Origin of the sequence: Pseudomonas sp. YeP6b, assembly GCF_025642995.1 — a bacterium.
Classification (GTDB): Bacteria; Pseudomonadota; Gammaproteobacteria; order Pseudomonadales; family Pseudomonadaceae; genus Aquipseudomonas.
On sequence record NZ_CP080090.1, the window covers coordinates 3,800,409 to 3,819,959 of the forward strand.

Annotated in this window: 12 protein-coding genes and 2 pseudogenes; 8 read left to right on the forward strand and 6 right to left on the reverse strand. The window is 59.3% G+C overall.

What is annotated here, in order from left to right; translation table 11 throughout:
* The first annotated feature begins 12 nt into the window (after nucleotides 1-12).
* Nucleotides 13-876 (forward strand): universal stress protein, encoded by an 864-nt coding sequence (locus KZH41_RS17085; RefSeq protein ID WP_094953184.1) that lies wholly within the window; start codon nucleotides 13-15, stop codon nucleotides 874-876.
* Between the two features lie 1,220 nt (nucleotides 877-2,096).
* Here the strand turns inward: KZH41_RS17085 and KZH41_RS17090 are convergent.
* Complete coding sequence (locus KZH41_RS17090; RefSeq protein WP_094953656.1) at nucleotides 2,097-2,567, reverse strand: DUF1289 domain-containing protein; 471 nt, start codon at nucleotides 2,565-2,567, stop codon at nucleotides 2,097-2,099.
* Nucleotides 2,568-2,963: 396 nt separating this feature from the next.
* Between KZH41_RS17090 and acnB the strand changes: the two genes are divergently transcribed.
* Complete coding sequence (gene acnB / locus KZH41_RS17095; RefSeq protein ID WP_094953657.1) at nucleotides 2,964-5,573, forward strand: bifunctional aconitate hydratase 2/2-methylisocitrate dehydratase; 2,610 nt, start codon at nucleotides 2,964-2,966, stop codon at nucleotides 5,571-5,573.
* 150 nt (nucleotides 5,574-5,723) lie between these two features.
* Here acnB and KZH41_RS17100 read toward each other — a convergent pair whose 3' ends face one another.
* The 4 genes and pseudogenes from KZH41_RS17100 to KZH41_RS30505 all read right to left on the reverse strand — a co-directional run.
* Nucleotides 5,724-7,370, reverse strand: coding sequence for a SulP family inorganic anion transporter (locus KZH41_RS17100; RefSeq protein WP_242150179.1), 1,647 nt, complete (start codon nucleotides 7,368-7,370; stop codon nucleotides 5,724-5,726).
* Nucleotides 7,360-7,977 carry a ParB-like protein gene (locus KZH41_RS17105; protein WP_263273201.1) on the reverse strand — a complete coding sequence of 206 codons (618 nt, stop codon included), beginning with the start codon at nucleotides 7,975-7,977 and terminating at the stop codon, nucleotides 7,360-7,362. The genes KZH41_RS17100 and KZH41_RS17105 overlap by 11 nt, the downstream gene beginning before the upstream one ends.
* Before the next feature lie 201 nt (nucleotides 7,978-8,178).
* The gene (locus KZH41_RS17110) at nucleotides 8,179-9,456 is read right to left on the reverse strand and encodes a serine/threonine transporter (protein WP_242150185.1); all 1,278 of its coding nucleotides are present in this window, start codon (nucleotides 9,454-9,456) and stop codon (nucleotides 8,179-8,181) included.
* A 349-nt stretch (nucleotides 9,457-9,805) separates the two neighbouring features.
* Nucleotides 9,806-10,792: pseudogene (locus tag KZH41_RS30505) on the reverse strand (methyl-accepting chemotaxis protein); the annotation flags it as partial.
* A gap of 1,556 nt (nucleotides 10,793-12,348) precedes the next feature.
* Between KZH41_RS30505 and KZH41_RS17120 the strand changes: the two are divergent.
* The 6 genes and pseudogenes from KZH41_RS17120 to KZH41_RS17145 all read left to right on the forward strand — a co-directional run.
* A pseudogene (locus KZH41_RS17120) lies at nucleotides 12,349-12,543 on the forward strand (hypothetical protein); the annotation flags it as partial.
* Nucleotides 12,544-12,843: 300 nt separating this feature from the next.
* Nucleotides 12,844-13,368 (forward strand): cysteine hydrolase family protein, encoded by a 525-nt coding sequence (locus KZH41_RS17125; protein ID WP_242150187.1) that lies wholly within the window; start codon nucleotides 12,844-12,846, stop codon nucleotides 13,366-13,368.
* Between the two features lie 98 nt (nucleotides 13,369-13,466).
* A complete protein-coding gene (locus KZH41_RS17130; RefSeq protein ID WP_094952743.1) occupies nucleotides 13,467-14,420 on the forward strand; it encodes a 2-hydroxyacid dehydrogenase in 954 nt (317 codons plus the stop codon).
* Nucleotides 14,421-14,508: 88 nt separating this feature from the next.
* Nucleotides 14,509-16,401, forward strand: coding sequence for a pilus assembly protein TadG-related protein (locus KZH41_RS17135; RefSeq protein ID WP_263273206.1), 1,893 nt, complete (start codon nucleotides 14,509-14,511; stop codon nucleotides 16,399-16,401).
* 130 nt (nucleotides 16,402-16,531) lie between these two features.
* Complete coding sequence (locus tag KZH41_RS17140; RefSeq protein WP_242150191.1) at nucleotides 16,532-17,599, forward strand: phosphotransferase family protein; 1,068 nt, start codon at nucleotides 16,532-16,534, stop codon at nucleotides 17,597-17,599.
* A 37-nt stretch (nucleotides 17,600-17,636) separates the two neighbouring features.
* Complete coding sequence (locus KZH41_RS17145) at nucleotides 17,637-18,404, forward strand: SDR family oxidoreductase (protein WP_094952746.1); 768 nt, start codon at nucleotides 17,637-17,639, stop codon at nucleotides 18,402-18,404.
* A 412-nt stretch (nucleotides 18,405-18,816) separates the two neighbouring features.
* Here the strand turns inward: KZH41_RS17145 and KZH41_RS17150 are convergent, their stop codons facing one another.
* A complete protein-coding gene (locus KZH41_RS17150) occupies nucleotides 18,817-19,443 on the reverse strand; it encodes a DNA-3-methyladenine glycosylase I (protein WP_263273210.1) in 627 nt (208 codons plus the stop codon).
* Nucleotides 19,444-19,551 lie beyond the last annotated feature (108 nt).

Genomic DNA, 19,551 nt, shown 5'->3' on the forward strand with positions numbered 1-19,551 from the left:
GGAGATCCGTCCATGCAAGCCATTCGCAGCATCCTGGTGGTCATCGACCCCGAGCACTCGGAAAGCCTGGCCCTCAAGCGCGCCAAGCTGATCGCCGGCGTCACCGGCGCGCACCTGCATTTGCTGGTCTGCGACAAGAAACACGAGCATTCGGCATTGCTGAGCCTGCTCAAGTCCGGCTTGCAGGAAGACGGCTACAACGTGAGCACCGAGCAAGCGTGGAACGACAGCCTGCATGAAACCATCATTGAGGTGCAGCAAGCCGAGGGCTGCGGCCTGGTGATCAAGCAGCACTTTGCCGACAGCCCGCTGAAAAAGGCGCTGCTGACGCCGGCGGACTGGAAACTGTTGCGCTACTGCCCGACGCCCGTGCTGCTGGTGAAAACCTCCACGCCGTGGGCTGGCAAGGTTGTGCTGGCGGCGATTGACGTGGGCAACAACGACAGTGAACACCAGGCACTGCACAACACCATCATTGACCACGGGTTCCAAATAGCGAGCCTGGCCAAGGCGCAATTGCACGTGATCAGCGCCCATCCGTCGCCCATGCTGTCGGCGGCAGACCCGACCTTCCAGCTCAAAGAAACCATCGAGGCGCGCTATCGCGAGCAGTGCAAGGCGTTCCAGGTCGAATTTGACGTGGATGACGCGCACCTGCACATCGAAGAAGGCCCAGCAGACGTCTTGATCCCCCACGCGGCGCATAAATGGCAGGCGGCGGTGACCATCATCGGCACCGTGGCGCGCACCGGGATTTCCGGGGCGTTGATTGGGAATACGGCCGAAGTGGTGCTGGATGCGGTGGACAGCGATGTGCTGGTGCTCAAGCCGCAGGAACTGATGGATCACCTGCAAGAGCTGGCGACTAAGGCCTGACCCAAACCCTTCATACAATGAAGATCATTGTGGGAGCTGGCTTGCCTGCGATAGCCATGGGTATCTACGCGATTTTTTGTGTTGCGTTAAGTTTTTGGCGGGTTTAGGTAGATTGAGTACATATCCGTTGCTGCGGTAACGGCTTCGTAGGGTTCCGCCCTTACGGCGGGTCACTTTGGAAAAGAGCCCCAAAAGTAACCAAAGGGCTCTTGCCCCACCACTCGGTGCCTCGCCTGAGCTCGGCATGCCCTCACTCCGGCTTGAATCCGTGGGCCGCCGCCATGGGCCATCCTTGGCCCATCGCGGCTAACCCGGCGTCCTGCCGGGTTACCCACGGATTCAAGCCTGCGTTCGGCCATCGTGGTTTAACGGGGCGCCTCAGATCAAGATCAAGATCAAGATCAAGATCAAGATCAAAAGCAAGAGCACGGCGGCCTAGTAGCCGACCTGAGTGGTAGAAGCAAAAGCAGGGCAAAAGCCCGGCAGTACACTCTCTGCCTGATGTACTGAGATCCCAATGTGGGAGCGGGCTTGCTCGCGAAGGCGGTGGGTCAGCCAGCTCATGTGTAACTGCCCACCGCCTTCGCGAGCAAGCCCGCTCCCACAGTTTTGACCGAGTTTAGCTGCCAGCACCGTGGCACTCTGTTTTCTGTGGGAGCTGGCTTTGCCTGCGATACAGGCACCTCGGTCCATCAAGTACACCGAGTTGATGCCATCGCAGGCAAGCCAGCTCCCACATTAGATTGAGTTCAGTTTCAAATATCAGGTCGGCTGTCAGGCCGCCTCGGTTTTGCTTTTGATTTAACCACTCAGGTCGGCTACTAGGCCGCCGTGCTTTTGCTTTTGATCTTGATCTTAGGCGCCCCGTTAAACCACGCTGGCCGAACGCAGGCTTTGGAGCGGGGGTAAACCGGCAGGACGCCGGTTTAGCCGCGATGGGCCAAGGATGGCCCATGGCGGCGGCCCCGCTCCAAAGCCGGAGTGAGGGCACACCGAGCCTAGGCGAGGTGCCGAGTGGTGGGGCAAGAGCCCTTTGGTTACTTTTGGGGCTCTTTTCCAAAAGTGACCCGCTGTAAGAGCGGAACCCATAGCAGCCGTTACCCAAATAACGGATATGTACCCCGCCCCCCCGAGACAACCAAAGAATTCAACCCATAAAAAGATGTGTAGATACCTAATGCGGCGATCCAACAAGCCAGCCCCCACATTGACTGCCTCAGTCAGCGTCCCAGCGCGTCTTTCAAAAAGCCCGGGGCGATATAGCGCTGGTAATGCGCCTCCGACAGGATAAAAAACTCCCGATCAATCGCATCGCGCAGTTCCGGCAACGCCCAATCGCGAAACTCCGGCATCAGCACCATGCCATAGGCCTCCAGGTTGGAAATCACCCGCGCGCCGCGGGCGATCAACTGGTAGGCCCAGCAGTATTCGGACTGGTGCGGCACAAAGCGAATCTTGCGCTGCTCCAACTGCCCGCGCAGCATCTTGGGGTCGAAAACCTCCAGTTTGCCGGCCATCACCTGCACCAACAGCTGCTCAAGCCGCAGCCATACCGCACGTTTTTCCTCTTCGTTATAGCCGTTCCACTGGATCACTTCGTGGTGGAAGCGCTTGCAGCCTCGGCATACCAGATCGCCGTAGACCGTGGAGCACAGGCCGACGCAGGGGGTCTTGATGGTTTGGTTGGACATGGGCAGCGGCACACAACTCAGCGAAACGATGCGTCATGTTAGCCCTTTGTCTAAGGTTGATCACCCAGCAAACTTGGTTAGGCAACTTACCTTTAGATTTTTTTTGCCGTAGAATCATCCGGCCTTGTAAGGCGCCAATAATCCGCTGGAAGCTGTTTTCAAAGCGTCACGAGCACAGTCGTTCCTTCAGAACGGTGTTGGCGATGGTTATTACCCGGTAGGTAAATGCCAGCGCCAACCCTCATCAGCTCCGTTCTGCAGGCGTAAAACTTTGAAAGCAGCTTCTGTGAGGAATGCCGGCAGCGCTGGCTTTGCGGCCCAAAAAGCCCCCGAGCGCATGCGTGCCGTTCATTTCTGGATGAGCGTCCCGTGGGACCACTGATGAGGGTAATAACTGTGCTTGAAGCCTACCGCAAACATATCGAAGAGCGTGCAGCACTGGGTATCGTTCCCCAGCCGCTTAATGCCGAACAAACCGCAGGCCTGGTCGAGCTGCTGAAAAATCCCCCGGCTGGCGAAGAAGAATTCCTCGTTGACCTGATCACCAACCGCATTCCACCAGGCGTTGACGAAGCTGCCTACGTCAAGGCCGGTTTCCTGTCTGCCCTGGCCAAGGGCGAAGCCACTTCCCCCCTGATCGACAAAAAACGCGCTGTTGAACTGCTTGGCACCATGCAAGGCGGCTACAACATCGTGACGTTGGTCGAGCTGCTGGACGACGCCACGCTGGCGCCTGTCGCTGCTGCCCAACTCAAGCACACCCTGCTGATGTTCGATGCGTTCCACGACGTGGCCGAAAAAGCCAAGAACGGCAACGAACACGCTAAAGCCGTGCTGCAGTCCTGGGCTGACGGCGAGTGGTTCAAGAACCGCCCGACCCTGGCCGACAAGATCAGCCTGCGCGTGTTCAAGGTCACCGGCGAAACCAACACCGACGACCTGTCCCCTGCCCCGGACGCCTGGTCCCGCCCTGACATCCCGTTGCACGCCCTGGCCATGCTGAAAATGGCGCGCGAAGGCATCGTGCCGGACGAGCAAGGCAAGACCGGCCCGATGAAGCAGATCGAAGAGATGCGCGGCCAAGGTTTCCCAATCGCCTACGTCGGTGACGTGGTCGGTACTGGCTCCTCGCGTAAATCGGCAACCAACTCGGTACTGTGGTTCTTCGGCGACGACGTTCCTTACGTGCCGAACAAGCGTGCTGGCGGTTTCTGCTTCGGCAGCAAGATCGCTCCAATCTTCTACAACACCATGGAAGATGCCGGCGCACTGCCAATCGAGTTCGACGTTACCAACATGAACATGGGCGACGTGATCGACCTGTACCCGCATGCTGGCAAAGTCTGCAAACACGGCACCGATGAAGTCCTGACCACCTTCGAAATGAAGACCCCGGTACTGTTGGACGAAGTCCGTGCCGGCGGCCGTATCCCGCTGATCATCGGCCGTGGCCTGACCGAGAAGGCACGTACTGAACTCGGCCTGCCGCCTTCGACCCTGTTCAAGCTGCCGGAAGCTCCGGCTGAGAGCGACAAGGGCTTTACCCTGGCGCAGAAAATGGTGGGTCGCGCATGCGGTCTGGCAGAAGGCAAAGGCGTTCGTCCTGGCACCTACTGCGAGCCGAAGATGACCACCGTGGGCTCCCAGGACACCACCGGTCCTATGACCCGTGACGAACTGAAAGACCTGGCGTGCCTGGGCTTCTCGACCGATCTGGTGATGCAGTCGTTCTGCCACACCGCGGCTTACCCTAAGCCGATCGACGTGACCACCCACCACACCCTGCCTGACTTCATCATGACCCGTGGCGGTGTATCGCTGCGTCCAGGCGACGGCATCATCCACAGCTGGCTGAACCGCATGCTGCTGCCGGACACCGTCGGTACCGGTGGTGACTCCCACACCCGTTTCCCGATGGGCATCTCGTTCCCGGCCGGTTCTGGCCTGGTCGCATTTGCCGCAGCCACTGGCGTTATGCCACTGGACATGCCGGAATCGATCCTGGTGCGCTTCAAAGGCAAAATGCAACCTGGCATCACCCTGCGTGACCTGGTTCACGCCATTCCTTACTACGCGATCCAGGCTGGCCTGCTGACTGTAGAGAAGAAAGGCAAGAAGAACGCCTTCTCCGGCCGCATCCTGGAGATCGAAGGCCTGAACGACTTGACGCTGGAACAAGCTTTCGAGCTGTCCGACGCCTCGGCTGAACGTTCGGCTGCCGGTTGCACCATCAAGCTGTCGAAAGATTCGGTTACCGAGTACCTGAACTCCAACATCACCCTGCTGCGCTGGATGATCGGCGAAGGCTACGGCGATGCACGTACCCTGGAACGTCGTGCCCAAGCGATGGAAGCCTGGGTTGCCAACCCTGACTTGCTGGAAGCCGATGCCGACGCGGAATACGCTGAAATCATCGAGATCGACCTGGCTGAAATCAACGAGCCGATCCTCTGCGCACCAAACGACCCGGACGATGCCCGCCTGTTGTCCAGTGTTGCCGGCGAGAAGATCGACGAAGTGTTCATCGGTTCGTGCATGACCAACATCGGTCACTTCCGCGCGGCCGGTAAGTTGCTGGAACAGGTCAAGGGTCAGCTGCCAACCCGTCTGTGGCTGTCGCCGCCGACCAAGATGGACGCTCACCAACTGACCGAAGAAGGCTACTACGGCATTTACGGCAAAGCTGGCGCGCGCATGGAAATGCCGGGCTGCTCGCTGTGCATGGGTAACCAGGCACGGGTAGAGCCGAACTCGACCGTTGTGTCGACCTCGACCCGTAACTTCCCGAACCGTCTGGGTGATGGCGCTAACGTTTACTTGGCTTCGGCTGAGCTGGCGGCAGTCTCCTCCACCCTGGGTCGCCTGCCGACCGTCGAAGAGTACATGGGCTACGCGGCCAAGCTGGACACCATGTCCGGCGAAGTTTATCGCTACCTGAACTTCGACCAGATCGCCGAGTTCCGTAAAATCGCAGCAAGCGCAAACATCCCGGTGCTTCAAGCCTAAGGGTGTGTTGATGTAAAAGACGCCGCGTATCGCAAGGTACGCGGCGTTTTTTTATGCCTGGAATACAGCCTCCACCCCAAAACACCTGTGGGAGCGGGCTTGTCGGCTCGCCACAGAGGGATGTGACGCTCTGCGTCACGCTCAGCACACTCAGGGCCGGGTCTGCAGCGCCAACTGCACAGCGCCGTCAACGCTCAACCCACTGAGCAGGACCTGTGGCGCAACCGCTTCCGGCAAGGCTTGCAGCACTTCCAGCGCCTCATGCCGTACGCGCGCCAGCACCAAGCGCTTGCCCTCCCCGCGCACCTGCGCAAAAAACGCCGCCAGCGCTTCGATACTGGTGCCGTCCAGGTCGGGCGACTCCTCCAGGCTCAGCACCACCGTCTCGACTTTTGACTGACGCATCAGGCGCAACGCCGCACCCAGGATGCGCTCGGCATTCGCAAAGAACAGCGCCTCGCTGGGCCGCACGATCAACAGGCCGGGCACCGCCACTGCATCGGCATGATGCTGACAATCAACAAAATCATGACTGTCGCCCAGGCGCCCAAGCACCTGGATTTCGGCCGCCGACATCTGGCGTAGCATCAGCACCACGCTGATCGCGACCGACACCAGCAAGCCATCCAGCACGCCCAGCACCAACACCGCCGCCACCGCACAGATCACCAGCAACCGGTCGCGCCGCCACACAAAGTAGCGCCCCAGGGGCTGCAGGCTCAAACCACGGCCCAACGCGTAGATGACGATAGCCGCAAGCACCGGCTCCGGCGTCAACGCGACATACGGCAACACCGTCAACACGATCACCAACACCACCAACGCCGCAACGATGCCGGCAAAACGCGAGCCCGCGCCGGCCGCCTCATTGGCCGAGGTTGCCGAATAGCCCGCGCCGGCCGGCATGCCGTGAAACAACCCGGATATCAGGTTCGCCGCACCCAGCGCCAGCAAGTCACGATTGGATGACACCCGGTCGCCATGTTTAAGCGCGAACGAACTGATGGAGCCGTAGGACTCCGCATACAAGATCATGACCAAGGCAAACGCCAACTCGCCCAGGCGCAGCCAGTCGGCGAATGGCAGAACCGGCAAATGCCCCAACTCCAAACGCAGGTCGATCATGCCGATCAAGCCCACACCGTGGGCCTGCAGGTCCAGGTACTGCCCGGCGATGATTCCCAGGATCACCACCAGCAGCCCGCCCGGCAGGCGCGGAATACGCGCGCACAGCCACAACACCACCAATGCCGCCGCCGCGACCAGCGCCGCCGCCCAGTTCCAACGCGGTAGCTGCTCCATCAGCTGCGGCAGAAAACGGATCAGGTTGTTGTCGCTCAGGTGCACACCGACCACGCTGGCCAGCTGCTTGAGGATGATGGTCAGCGCCAGGCCGAAGGCAAACCCGCGCAGTACGGGTTTAGCGATAAACGACGTCACGCCGCCGAGCTTGAACAGCCCGGCCAGCAAGAAGAGTACCCCAGTGATCAGCACCAGCCCGAATGCCAGGGACAGCCTCAGCGCGGGATCATCACCCGCCAGACTTGAAGTGGCTGCCGCCAATACCGCCGCCGAGGACGAGGTGGCCGAGACAATTGCAAAACGGCTGGTGCCGAACAGGCCGTAACACACCAGCCCGGCAAACAAAGCGATAACACCCGCCTGGGGCGGCAGCGCAGCGATGCTGGAATACGCCACGGCTTCGGGCAGCAGCAAACCGGCAATGGATAAACCGGCGAGGATGTCTTGTGTACGATTGTTCGGTGCAACAGCCGGCGGAATGCTTTCAGTTTTCAATCGAACCAACCCATCCTGGCAAATAGCGTGCTTCCTGGCTGCGCGCCAGGGTCATGGCCTTACCCAGCAGCTTGGCGTTTAACTGGCTGACCACATCGCTGCCAATACGGCTACGGAAGAAATCCGCCCACAGGAACTCGCTGAACGGTGTCGCGTCCTTGGCGTAACCACCGGCCGTGCGCAACAGGCCCGCGAGGCTGCGGTAAGGGTCGTCCTGCAGGTCAGTAATCTTGCGCGGAATGGCTTCATAGGTACGCCGCAGGCCGCGCGCATCATAGGGGTGCACCCATTGATTGAACGCCATGACATTCCAAAACGTGCTGCGCTCCACGAACGACAAGTCCTTGAGCACCAGCAGCGACACGCTTTTGACGTCTTCCAGCAACAGCGCCAGGCCGAAATGGTGATGGTCGGTGATGTAATAGCGCCCGTCCGGCCCCAGTACACAAGGAAACCAGTGCTTGTCGAGCGCAGCGGCGCGCTCCTTGCGCTTGAGCTTGGTCCAGGCTTCACGTTTGCTGGCGACTTCAGCCATGCCCACCGTCAATTGAGTGGGGTGCAACTTTTCCAGCTTGCTTGTGACCAGTTGCGGACGGGGCCGGGCCATGAGTGTCTCCAAAAGGGAACCAATAAGCCGACAGCTTAGCCCGCATTGCCGGGCCGATTTTTTCGTACGCAAAAAAAAGCCGATTCGCGCAGTACGCGAATCGACCTTGTTGTGTGCAACCCGCTACAACAGATCCTTTGTGGCGAGCGGGCTTGCCGGCCCGCTCGCCACAACAGCGCTCACAAGCAGCCCATGCTGCCTTCAGGACAGCAGCGAATAGATCAACGCGGTAATCGCGACCAAGCCTACGGCGGTGACAAACACATTGGACGCCTGCCCACGGTACTTGGCCATGGCCGGCACCTTGCGGATCGCGTACATCGGCATCAGGAACAGGATCGACGCGATGATTGGGCCGCCCAGGGTCTCGATCATGCGGAGAATGCTTGGGTTGAGCGTGGCGACGATCCAGCACACCACCAGCATGAAGGCAGCGGTCATGCGGTCCAGGGATTTGGCCGCCGGGCGGCGACCGGTCTTGAGCACCAGGCCCTTGAGGCCTTCACTGGCGCCGATGTAGTGGCCCAGGAACGACTTGGCAATCGCTACGAACGCAATCAACGGCGCGGCGAAGGCGATGGTCGGGTTGTCGAAGTGGTTGGCCAGGTACGACAGGATCGACAGGTTCTGCGCTTTCGCTTCGGCCAACTGCGCCGGCGACAAGGTCAGCACGCAGCTGAACACGAAGAACAGCACCATCACCACCATCAACAGGTGCGCGCGGCACAGGATCTGCGAGCTGCGCTCATCGGCGTTGGCGCCGTACTGGCGCTTCTGGTCCACCGCGAAGGCCGAGATGATCGGCGAATGGTTGAACGAGAACACCATCACCGGAATCGCCAGCCACAGCGTGTTGAGCAACGCCGAGGGGGCCGGGACTTGATTGGCGGTACTGAGGATGCCGCCGGTCCAATGCGGGATGAGGTACACCGCCAGGAACAGCAAGGCGACGATAAACGGATACACCATCAGGCTCATGGCCTTAACGATCACTTGCTCGCCACAACGCACCACGGCCAACAGGCCGAGGATCAGCACAAACGCCAGGATCGCGCGTGGCGGCGGCATGATGTGCAGTTGGTGTTCCATAAAGCTGCTGACCGTGTTGGTCAGCGCCACGCTGTAGATCAGCAGGATCGGGAAGATCGCGAAGAAGTACAGCAAGGTGATCAGCGCACCGGCCTTAACGCCGAAATGTTCTTCAACCACGTCGGTAATGTCGGAGCCTTCACGGCCGGACAGGACGAAACGGGTCAGGCCGCGGTGGGCAAAGAACGTCATCGGGAAGGCCAGCAATGCCAGGATCACCAGCGGCCAGAAGCCCCCGAGGCCCGCGTTGATAGGCAAGAACAAAGTACCGGCGCCGATGGCGGTGCCGAACAGCCCGAGCATCCAGGTAGTGTCCTGGCGGCTCCAGCTTGTGAGGGTTGCAGGTGTCGTTGCATAGCGTTCGTCGACGCTATTGGCCTGATCATTCATCCGGTCGGATCTCCGCATTTCCACAGCCGGGACGAGTCAGAAAAACCTGACAGGCAGCGCCCCAGCCATAACAAGCGCGCGATTGTCCGGGATTCTCGTGAATAAGCAAAGACTTAGCTGAGGAGTGGTTATGCGGTGCGGCCGCTCAAGGGCGGCCGCAGGCGACGGTTTCACACGGTTTCAGGATTTTTGGACTATCTTCACGATCCTAGGTTAGCTGGCCTCGCAACGACAGAAATCTTGGACTTTCTGCCGTATGGAGGGGGAGATGAACCCTTGCGAATCGGTGAAATTGAAGCTTCCCTTTTAAACACCTTCAGCAAAACGGCGTTCAAAAAAGAGCCGACATTTAGAGCCGAAAACTACCCATCTGCTTCGTCAGGTTTTCGGATAGCCCACGCAGCGTACGACAATCTTCGCGACAGCGTTGCACCTCGCTATTGGTGGTGGTTGCAAGGTCGGCGATCCCCTGTACATTACGATTGATCTCCTCTGTTACTGACGATTGCTCTTCCGTGGCAGTCGCCACTTGGCGGTTCATATCGCTGATGTGCTCAATCTGGCTGGAGATAGTTTGCAGCAAGCGGTTGGTACTTTCGCTCGCCTCAACACCGGTACCGGTGGCTGCTTGGCCAGAACTCATTGAGCTGACTGCGGCCTCCGCGCCTTGCTTGAGGTTCTGGATGATCCCCTGAATTTCGTCAGTAGAACCCTGAGTACGTCCAGCAAGCGTGCGCACCTCGTCAGCAACAACCGCAAAACCTCGGCCCATCTCCCCTGCCCTGGCAGCCTCAATAGCAGCGTTCAGGGCCAACAGATTGGTCTGCTGCGATATCCCACGAATAACGGCCAGCACCTGATCAATCGTCGCTATTTGTTCGGCCAACGCACTGACCGATTTTGCTGCATGGCCAATGCCGTCGGCCATTTGCTCGATATGCACCGTCGAACTACCAACCATTTGGCTGGCCTGTTGAGCTTCGGAGCGAGCGCTGTTTGAGGCCTCCGCTGCGCTGCTGGCATTACGTGCAATCTCCTGCACCGTCAGGCCCATTTCATGCACCGCCGTGGCGACCATATCGGTCATCTCATTTTGCTGCACCGCTCTCTCGGCCGTCCCTTCAACAACCTGCGTGACTTGGCCAACCGCGACATTGAGTTGTGCGCTGGTTACCAGTGCTTGGCCGATCAGCTCCCTGAGCTTTGTACTCATCACCCGGACACTAGACATCGCGCTATTGGCGGGCGCGTCGGGAATCAGAACCCCGAGGTTGCCATTGGCGATTTCGCTCAAAATCTTATCCAGCACAGCGGGTGTACCACCCAGTTGCGCTAGCATTTGCTTTCGCCCGAGCATAACCAACAGAGCAATTTCCAGGATCAACGCCAAGAGCACGGCAATAAACAGGTTCTGGAACAGAGACAGCGTATTATCCGCGACGGTGACCTGTTGATCGGTACGTTCCTCCACCAAGCCGAAAAACTCGTCAACGGGCTTCATGATTTGCCCTTTGAACTGGTGATATTCGCGGCCGTGCAACAGGTCACGCGCCAACGCCAAATCAGGTGCAGCGTTGATTGAGTAAGTGCCCTGAGGGTCAATGAATTTACCTTTGACGGCATTCATTGCCTTGGTTTCAAGCTGGACCAAACCGTCGGATTTATCCTGAGCCTCTTTAAGCCTCGCAAACTCGGCATCGTTGAAGCCCGCACGACGCATGAGCTCATTCAATGCAACTGTTTCACCATCTGGCCTTGGTTTCAGATTACCGGCAGCAACAAAATCCCAGTAGATTCGATGGTATCCCTCAGGTCTAGGGGCTTTACCGTTGCGGATCTGCTGAACCTGCAGGTATTCGCGTTCGTACTCAGGATCGGCCGTGACGGCATAAGTTCGGGCCAACCGCGTCAGGTCATCAGAACTCTGCCGCAACTCATCTGCCAGTAAGTAAGAGTGGTAGCGCTTTTCGCTGGAGACCAATAAGTCCTTGGAGGAGAGCTTTATCGAGTAAAACGTATAAACCAAAGCCACGAATGTTATGGCGATCAGAATCAACAAGCCGTAAAGCGTCTGCGATGTTTTAGCTGCGTTCATAGCGTTATGAGTCCTAGGGAGGGGACAAAACCAAGCCACACAACGGCGGCAATTTTCGGATCATTAGCAGAAGCTATGCAGTGACATATCGGAGTCTAGGCGCAAGTCGGGTGCTCAGGTAATTTTTAATTCATGAATAGTTGCAGCCATCACTTGACAACGCAGCACTAGGACGCGAACAGATTAATAGTGCCCAGGACCACCGAGGTATTAGGCGCCTATTGAAGACATAGTGATTGCTGAGTAGGTATTTTCAGCACGCTTCGATGTGATCCGACTGTTGGGTTGACCACGCTGTTCGGCCTGTCAAACCGGTGGAGGGCTGGAAAAAAGCTGCTGGGTGTGGGCGAGTTGCGCACTTAACACGGAAGGCCTGGCGAAAACGCCCTTAATACATGGCGCATCGGCCGCGTTTTCCACCTGCCGACGCGGTGCGACACGTTTATCGGAGCCCCCCTTATAACTCCAAACTTTCAAAAAGAGCCAAATAAAAAATTCAGACATACTTTTCCAAACCAAGAATCCGCAACAACAGCTGTATATACATGTTACGGAAATACACATACCTGTTGAGCAGCGTCTGAGTTCCTAACTACTCCCCAACCCTCACCGAGTGCAAAAAAATGATTCTTATTTAACACTTTTAGGCGTTCTAACAATACAAAGACTCACTACGGTTTTTGCCGGACTGTTTCTTGCTGGAATATTTAGCTCACCCGAAACTTACGCAAAACAAGGGGAGCCAGGATCAGACGTCTATACGCTGGCCTCTTCCCCTCAGTGGTTGACCACCAAAGTCTGATAACGCGGTCATGTTAACGGTGTTTCTTAAACATGATCAGTCACGGCCGTTAAGCGCACTGAAAGCACAACTGGCCAAGCAGGAGTTTCACACAGTATTTCCTCCTGCCGGAGTGGAAGTCGTCAGTTGGAATATAACCATGGGCATCGGGCAGGTCATCGTCCCGCGCCTGGCAGAAGTCCCCCTGGCGCGTGCGGCACGCGGCAGTGGCCCGTCAGACGAATTCCTGGAAGCCACACGAACCAAGCTGCTGCCCATGAAGAATTCGGAAGCGACCGTTGACAGCCGTGCGACCACGCCAGCATGATCGGGCCATGAACCTTATTCAGCCGTGCCTCACTCGCACCACCACCACGACCGCTTATGGCGGGTCGTGCGGTTGCTGTGGGTGCTTGAGCTAGAAACATCCCGGATACAACCCAAGGCCCCGCCAGCAATGGACGGGGCCTTTTTATTGCCCCGCCACCTGGCCACTGCAAGGAGCAAGACCATGGCAAACGCCCTGCTGATCATCGATATGCAAAACGGCTTATACGATGGGCCAGACAAACCCTTCGAGCGCGAGCGCGTGCTGGGTACCATCAACCAACTGATCCAGCGCGCCCGCACAGCCAACGCGCCGATCTTCGTGGCCCGCCACACCGGCCCGGCAGGTTCACCGATTGAAGCTGGCAGCCCTCTCTGGCAGCTGTGGCCGGGGCTGAATGTCGACGCGGCACGCGACCATCTGTTCAATAAAACCCGCCCCAGCTGCTTTTGGGGCACTGATTTGGCGCAGCAATTGGCGGCGAAGCAGGTCGATGAATTGGTGATTGTGGGGATGAAAACGCAGTTCTGTGTCGACACCACTTGCCGAGTAGCCGTGGAACTTGGGTTTTCGGTCATATTGCCGGAGGATGGCCATACCTGCATGGACACCCCGCTGCTGTCGGCCGAGGCAATCATCGCGCATCACAATGCGACCCTGGCGGGGGCGTTTGCGAAGCGGGTGACAGCGCGAAGTATTGAGTTCTAACTAACGACCCTCTGCGGGATTTTTACGACTGAACAAAACGTTCCGTCTTACAAATCCCGCATACTCATCCTCTCAAACCCTTCAGGAAGAGCCTTCCGATGACCACCACTGTTCTGGTCCTGGTTGAAACCATCAACGAATACCTGCAAATCATCGAGAGCAATGATTTTCATGTGATTCTGGCGCCGACGCCGGCGGAACGCGCCCAGGCGATCAAGGCCCACGGTGGGCAGATCAAGGCGGTGCTGACCCGTGGCCCGCTGGGGCTGTATGCCGAGGAAATCGCCGCACTGCCGCTGCTGGAGATCATCTGCGTGATCGGTGCCGGCTACGAGCATGTGGACCTGCAGGCGGCGAGCAACCGTGGGATCGTGGTGACCAACGGCGCCGGGGTGAATGCGCCGTCGGTGGCCGACCACGCCATGGCGTTGCTGCTGTCACTGGTGCGCGGTATTCCCCAGAACGACGCGGCCGTGCGGCGCAGCGAGTGGCCAAAGGTGATGCGCCCTTCCCTGGGCGGCAAGCAACTGGGCATTCTGGGGCTCGGCGCGGTGGGCATCGAGATCGCCAAGCGTGCGGCCCTGGGCTTCGGCATGGAGGTGAGTTATCACAACCGCCAGCCCCGCGATGATGTGGACTACACCTACTGCGCCACCGCCGTGGAATTGGCGCGCACCTCGGATTTTCTGATACTGGCCACGCCCGGCGGTGCGAGCACCCGTCACCTGATTGATCGCCACGCCTTGGACGCGCTGGGGCCGAACGGCTACCTGGTGAACATCGGGCGCGGCAGTGTGGTGGTGACCGACGATCTGGTGGCAGCTCTTGAGCAACGGCGTATCGGCGGTGCAGCGCTGGACGTGTTCGACGACGAACCCAAAGTGCCCGATGCCCTCAAGCGCCTGAGCAATACCGTGCTCACCTCGCATGTCGCCGGCCTGTCGCCGGAAGCCGCCCACGACACCGTGCAGCGCGTGGCCGACAACTTGGTGGAGTATTTCGCCGGTCGGCCCGTGCTTACACCCGTAAACCTGCCGCCACGCAAACAATAGCGTTTAGCCAGCACCGACGCGAAACCTGACTACACTGCTCTGCGGGTATGCTCAGGACGTCGGTGCATGACCGGCGAAGGAACGCAGAATGTTTGGCCATGGACTCGGCCCGGCCCGCCAACGCGGGGCCATCGGCTTGATCGGCGCAGTTACCCTTGGGATCGCGCTGTTGTTTATGTTGCTGGTGGTCGACAGCGGCCGCTTGTACCTGGAGAAGCGCAAATTGCAGCGCGTGGCCGATACGGCGGCGCTGGAAGCGGTGAGCCGCAGCGGCAAGTGCGCGGCGCCGACTAACAATGCCACGCAGTTTGCGACTGAAAGCGCAGCGCGCAACGCCTTCAAGATCGACGCCAATCGCACATTGGCTGTCGCCTGCGGCACCCTGGCCACCGGTGCGGACTTTATGCGCACCTTCAGCGCCGACCCCGCCAAAACCGATGCCATCCGGGTGATTGCCACCCACCGTGTGCACACCAGCCTCGCCCATGGCTTGCTCATGCTGTTCTCGGCTAAACCCATCACCATGATGACGCTCTTGAGCGCCACGGCGGTCGCCGCCGCGCCGACTCCGACGGTGGCATCACTCACCGTGCGCAGCACTTTGCTGACCGTGGACAGCACCAAGTCCGTCGCCCTCAACGCCCTGATCGGCGGCTTGCTGGGCGGCACGTTGCAACTCGACGCGGTGGGCTGGAACGGCTTGATCAACACCAATATCAGCTTGCTCAAGTACCTGGATGCCTTGGCCATCCGCTTGAACGTCAGCGCCGGCAACTACGACCAGTTGCTCAAGACCGACGCCACCGTCGGCCAGTTGATCCAGGCCGCCATCGATGTACTCAAGCTGGGCGGTGACGCGGTCAAGGTGGTGATCAACAACCTGGAAGCCATCAAACTGATCGCGCCGGGCACGCAGATCCTGCACTTGGGCGACCTGATCAACATCCAGAACGGCACGGACAAAAGTGCGCTGGATGTGAAGCTGCAACTGTTCAACCTGATTCAGGGCTTCGTGCAGCTGTCGAACAAGGCCAGCGCGGTCGCCGTGGAACTGCCGGTGGATGTGCTGGGGCTGATCGGCGTCACCGTCAGCACCAAAGTGATTGAGCCGGCGCAGCTCTCAAGCATCGGAGACCCGAAGAACATCGCCACACAGCCTATCTTTGTCCGCACCGCTCAAGTGCGAACCCTGATTTCGGTGAAGTTACCCATCGTCACGCTGGTCAACAATGTGTTGGGTGGCGTGGTGCAAGCGCTGAATGACGTGCTGGGCGGCCTGTTGGGGCTGCTTGACCCCAATTGTTGCCTGGTCACCAGCCTTGAAATCGGCGACAAACTCGACATTGCCCTGGAAGCCGCCGGTGGCAGCGCCAAGGTCAGCGGCTACAGTTGCGACGGCGATAACAAGGCACTGTCGGTGCTCGGTGAAACCTCGGCCTTACGCGCGATGATTGGCCAGGTTGATCCCAAGAATCTGTTCTCGTCCACCCAAACACTGCAAGTCGACGAGTACCCGGTGGTGGATATCGGCACCAAGACCTGCAAGCGCGGCACGGGAGTCTGTGGCGACCGACAGGCATTCGCGGCCGGCGGGCTGGGCATCCGCGTCGACAGCAGTGTGGCCCGAACCCAACGCGCACACACCTACACCCACCCGCCGGCGGTGAATCAGCCACCGACGTATTATCAGTTCGCCGCCTCGAATGTGGTCAGCAGCCTGAGGGAAACACTCACCGGCATCCAACTGATCAACCACCCGCCGAAAATGGCCAGCCTGTTGGGCGTCGTGCTGGGCATCGTCACAGGCCTGCTCAACGGCTTGCTCTCGACCCTGGGCGGGCTGATTGCCGGGCTGCTCGGCCCACTGCTCGACCCCATCGTCAACAACCTGCTCGCCGGCCTTGGCATTGACCTGGCAAAAGTTGAAATCGGTGCCAACCTGTCCTGCAACCCCGGTGGCCGGGCGATGCTGGTGATTTGAGCACATCAGGCCCGCTGATCATCATCCAACACGCTAACCTATTAAGCCGCCCCGACCTTGTCGCTGGGCGGCGGTGCGCATTAGATTAGCCAATAGTCCAAGGCCTTTAGAATAAGCAGAAGGGATAAGCATGGCGCTTAACGACCAATCGACCCAGATTCGCCCAGGCGAAGAACTTGATGCCAGCCTCATCGATCCCTACCTCAAGGCCCATATTCCGGGCCTGCACGGCACGGTCAAGATCAGCCAGTTCCCTGGCGGTGCGTCCAACCTGACTTACTTGCTGGAGTACCCGGGCCAGGAATTCGTGTTGCGCCGCCCGCCCTTTGGCCACAAAGCCAAGTCCGCCCACGACATGGGCCGCGAGTACCGCATTCTCAACCAGCTTAAAGACGGCTTTCCTTATTGCCCCAAAGCCTACGTGCATTGCACCGATGAATCGGTCATCGGTGCCGAGTTCTATGTGATGGAGCGGGTCAACGGCATCATCCTGCGTTCCGACCTGCCGCCGGAACTGGGCCTGGACGCGACCAAGACCGAAGCACTGTGCAAAAGCTTTATCGACAAGTTCGTCGAGCTGCATCAGGTGGATTACGCAGCCTGCGGCCTGGCCGACTTGGGCAAGCCCGAAGGCTACGTAGAACGGCAGATTCGCGGCTGGAGCGACCGCTACGAAAAAGCCCTGACCCCCGACGCCCCGAGCTGGGAAGCCGTGCGCGCCTGGCTCAATGACAAGATGCCGGCCGACCACCCGACCTCCAGCATCGTGCACAACGACTACCGCTTTGACAATGTGATCCTGGACCCCAATAACCCGATGCAGATCATCGGCGTGCTGGACTGGGAACTGACCACCCTGGGTGACCCGCTGATGGATTTGGGCAACACCCTCGCCTACTGGATCGAAGCCGCCGACCCGGCCCCGGTGCAACTGATGCGCCGCCAGCCGAGCAACGCCCCCGGCATGCTCACCCGCCGCCAGTTCGTCGATTACTACGCAGAGCGCTCCGGCATTCAGATCGACAATTTCGACTTCTACTACACCTACGGCCTGTTCCGTCTGGCCGGCATCGTGCAGCAGATCTACTACCGCTTCTTCCACGGCCAGACCCAGGACAAACGCTTTGCGCAGTTCATCCACATGAACAAGCTGCTGGAGCAAATGAGCCTGAATGTCATCGGTAAATCCGCACTCTGACGGCAAGAACTCTATCTTGAAGAACAAGGAACCCCACATGTCCAAGACCCACCTGTTCGACCTCGACGGCAAGATTGCTTTTGTGTCCGGCGCCAGCCGCGGTATCGGTGAAGCCATCGCCAAACTCCTGGCCCAGCAAGGCGCCCACGTGATCGTCTCCAGCCGTAAGCTGGAAGGCTGCCAGCACGTGGCGGATGCGATCATCGCCGACGGCGGCAAAGCCACCGCCGTGGCGTGCCACATTGGTGAAATGGAGCAGATCACCCAGGTGTTCGCCGGCATCCGTGAACAGTTCGGCCGCCTGGATATCCTGGTCAACAACGCCGCGACCAACCCGCAATTCTGCAACGTGCTGGACACCGACCTGGGCGCGTTCCAGAAGACCGTGGACGTGAACATTCGCGGCTACTTCTTCATGTCGGTGGAAGCCGGCAAGCTGATGCGCGAGAACGGCGGCGGCAGCATCATCAACGTGGCGTCGATCAACGGGATTTCCCCAGGCGTGTTCCAAGGCATCTACTCGGTGACCAAGGCCGCGGTGATCAACATGACCAAGGTGTTTGCCAAGGAATGCGCAGCGTTCGGCATTCGTTGCAACGCCCTGCTGCCGGGCCTGACCGACACCAAGTTCGCCTCGGCGCTGGTGAAGAACGATTCGATCCTGAAGATGGCCCTGGCGCAGATCCCACTCAAGCGCGTTGCCGATCCCAGCGAAATGGCCGGCGCAGTGCTGTTCCTGGCCAGCGATGCCTCCAGCTACACCACCGGGGTGTCGCTGAATGTGGACGGCGGTTTCCTGTCCTGATCAAGCGTTCGGCGGTTGCCGACGAAAACTCACCGCCAGGCGGTTCCAGCCACTGATGCTGGACACCGCCATGGTCAGGTCCACCCGTTCCTGCTCGCTGAACTCCACGCGCACCGCCGTAAACAGTTCATCCCCGACGCTTGAGCGTCGCCAGCGTTGCCACCGACTCGCTCCAAGCCAATGCAGCTTTCTCCCGCGCGGTAAAAAGGCGATAACCTACAAGGTGGGTGAATCGTCTTATGAAAAGGCTGAGGTGCTGACGCCGCTTGCGCGGTAACCCCCACGCCACAAGGTCAATGTGGGAGCTGGCTTGGCTGCGATTGCGGTACATCAGACACAGATGCATGAGCTGCCCCACCGCTATCGCAGGCAAGCCAACTCCCACCGTTTGAATGGTGCTGGGTACGAGGGCTCAGGGCCGTTTGAACTCCCGCCGCATTTGCTCGATCAGCGGTCGGCAAGCACAGCCGTCCAAGTGATCATTGACCATCCCCATCGCCTGCATCAGCGCATACATCGTGGTGGGGCCAACAAAGGTCCAGCCGCGTTTCTTCAAGGCCTTCGACAACCTCACCGAAGCCGGTGACGTCGGATTACCCGTCCAATAAGCCATGTCCACCATGGCCGGGCGCTCCTCCTCGCTAGGCTCAAACGCCCAAACCCACCGCGCCAGCGAGCCAGTTTCATCCACCAGCTCACACGCCCTGCGCGCATTGTTGATGGTGGACACGATCTTCGCCCGATTGCGCACAATGCCGGGGTCCTGCATCAGCCGCTCAATGTCCGCCTCGCCATACCGCGCCACGCGACGAAAATCAAAGCCCTCAAACGCCACCCGGAACTGCTCGCGCTTGCGCAAGATGGTGATCCAGGCCATGCCCGCCTGAAACCCCTCCAGGCAAATCTTCTCGTACAGCTGGATATCATCCGCCACCGGCACGCCCCACTCGTGGTCGTGGTAACGCGGGTATTCCGGCGCCGCTGTGCGCCAGGTGCAATGCGTCTGCCCTGCGTGCGTGGTCAGTCCTGGTCTGTCCATCGATCACCTCGCCAATCTTGCCGCGGATGATAAGCGAAAAAATTTCCAAACCACCAACCGCTCAAGCATCACGCTTACCGACCAACTGGTCAGACCGGAACCTGTCAA

Coding starts and splice junctions, on each gene's coding strand:
- KZH41_RS17085 (WP_094953184.1), top strand. CDS start 13: ATGCAAGCCATTCGCAGCATCCTGGTGGTCATCGACCCCGAGCACTCG.
- KZH41_RS17090 (WP_094953656.1), bottom strand. CDS start 2,567: ATGTCCAACCAAACCATCAAGACCCCCTGCGTCGGCCTGTGCTCCACG.
- KZH41_RS17105 (WP_263273201.1), bottom strand. CDS start 7,977: ATGGCCCGGCCCCGTCCGCAACTGGTCACAAGCAAGCTGGAAAAGTTG.
- KZH41_RS17110 (WP_242150185.1), bottom strand. CDS start 9,456: ATGAATGATCAGGCCAATAGCGTCGACGAACGCTATGCAACGACACCT.
- KZH41_RS17125 (WP_242150187.1), top strand. CDS start 12,844: ATGGCAAACGCCCTGCTGATCATCGATATGCAAAACGGCTTATACGAT.
- KZH41_RS17130 (WP_094952743.1), top strand. CDS start 13,467: ATGACCACCACTGTTCTGGTCCTGGTTGAAACCATCAACGAATACCTG.
- KZH41_RS17135 (WP_263273206.1), top strand. CDS start 14,509: ATGTTTGGCCATGGACTCGGCCCGGCCCGCCAACGCGGGGCCATCGGC.
- KZH41_RS17140 (WP_242150191.1), top strand. CDS start 16,532: ATGGCGCTTAACGACCAATCGACCCAGATTCGCCCAGGCGAAGAACTT.
- KZH41_RS17145 (WP_094952746.1), top strand. CDS start 17,637: ATGTCCAAGACCCACCTGTTCGACCTCGACGGCAAGATTGCTTTTGTG.
- KZH41_RS17150 (WP_263273210.1), bottom strand. CDS start 19,443: ATGGACAGACCAGGACTGACCACGCACGCAGGGCAGACGCATTGCACC.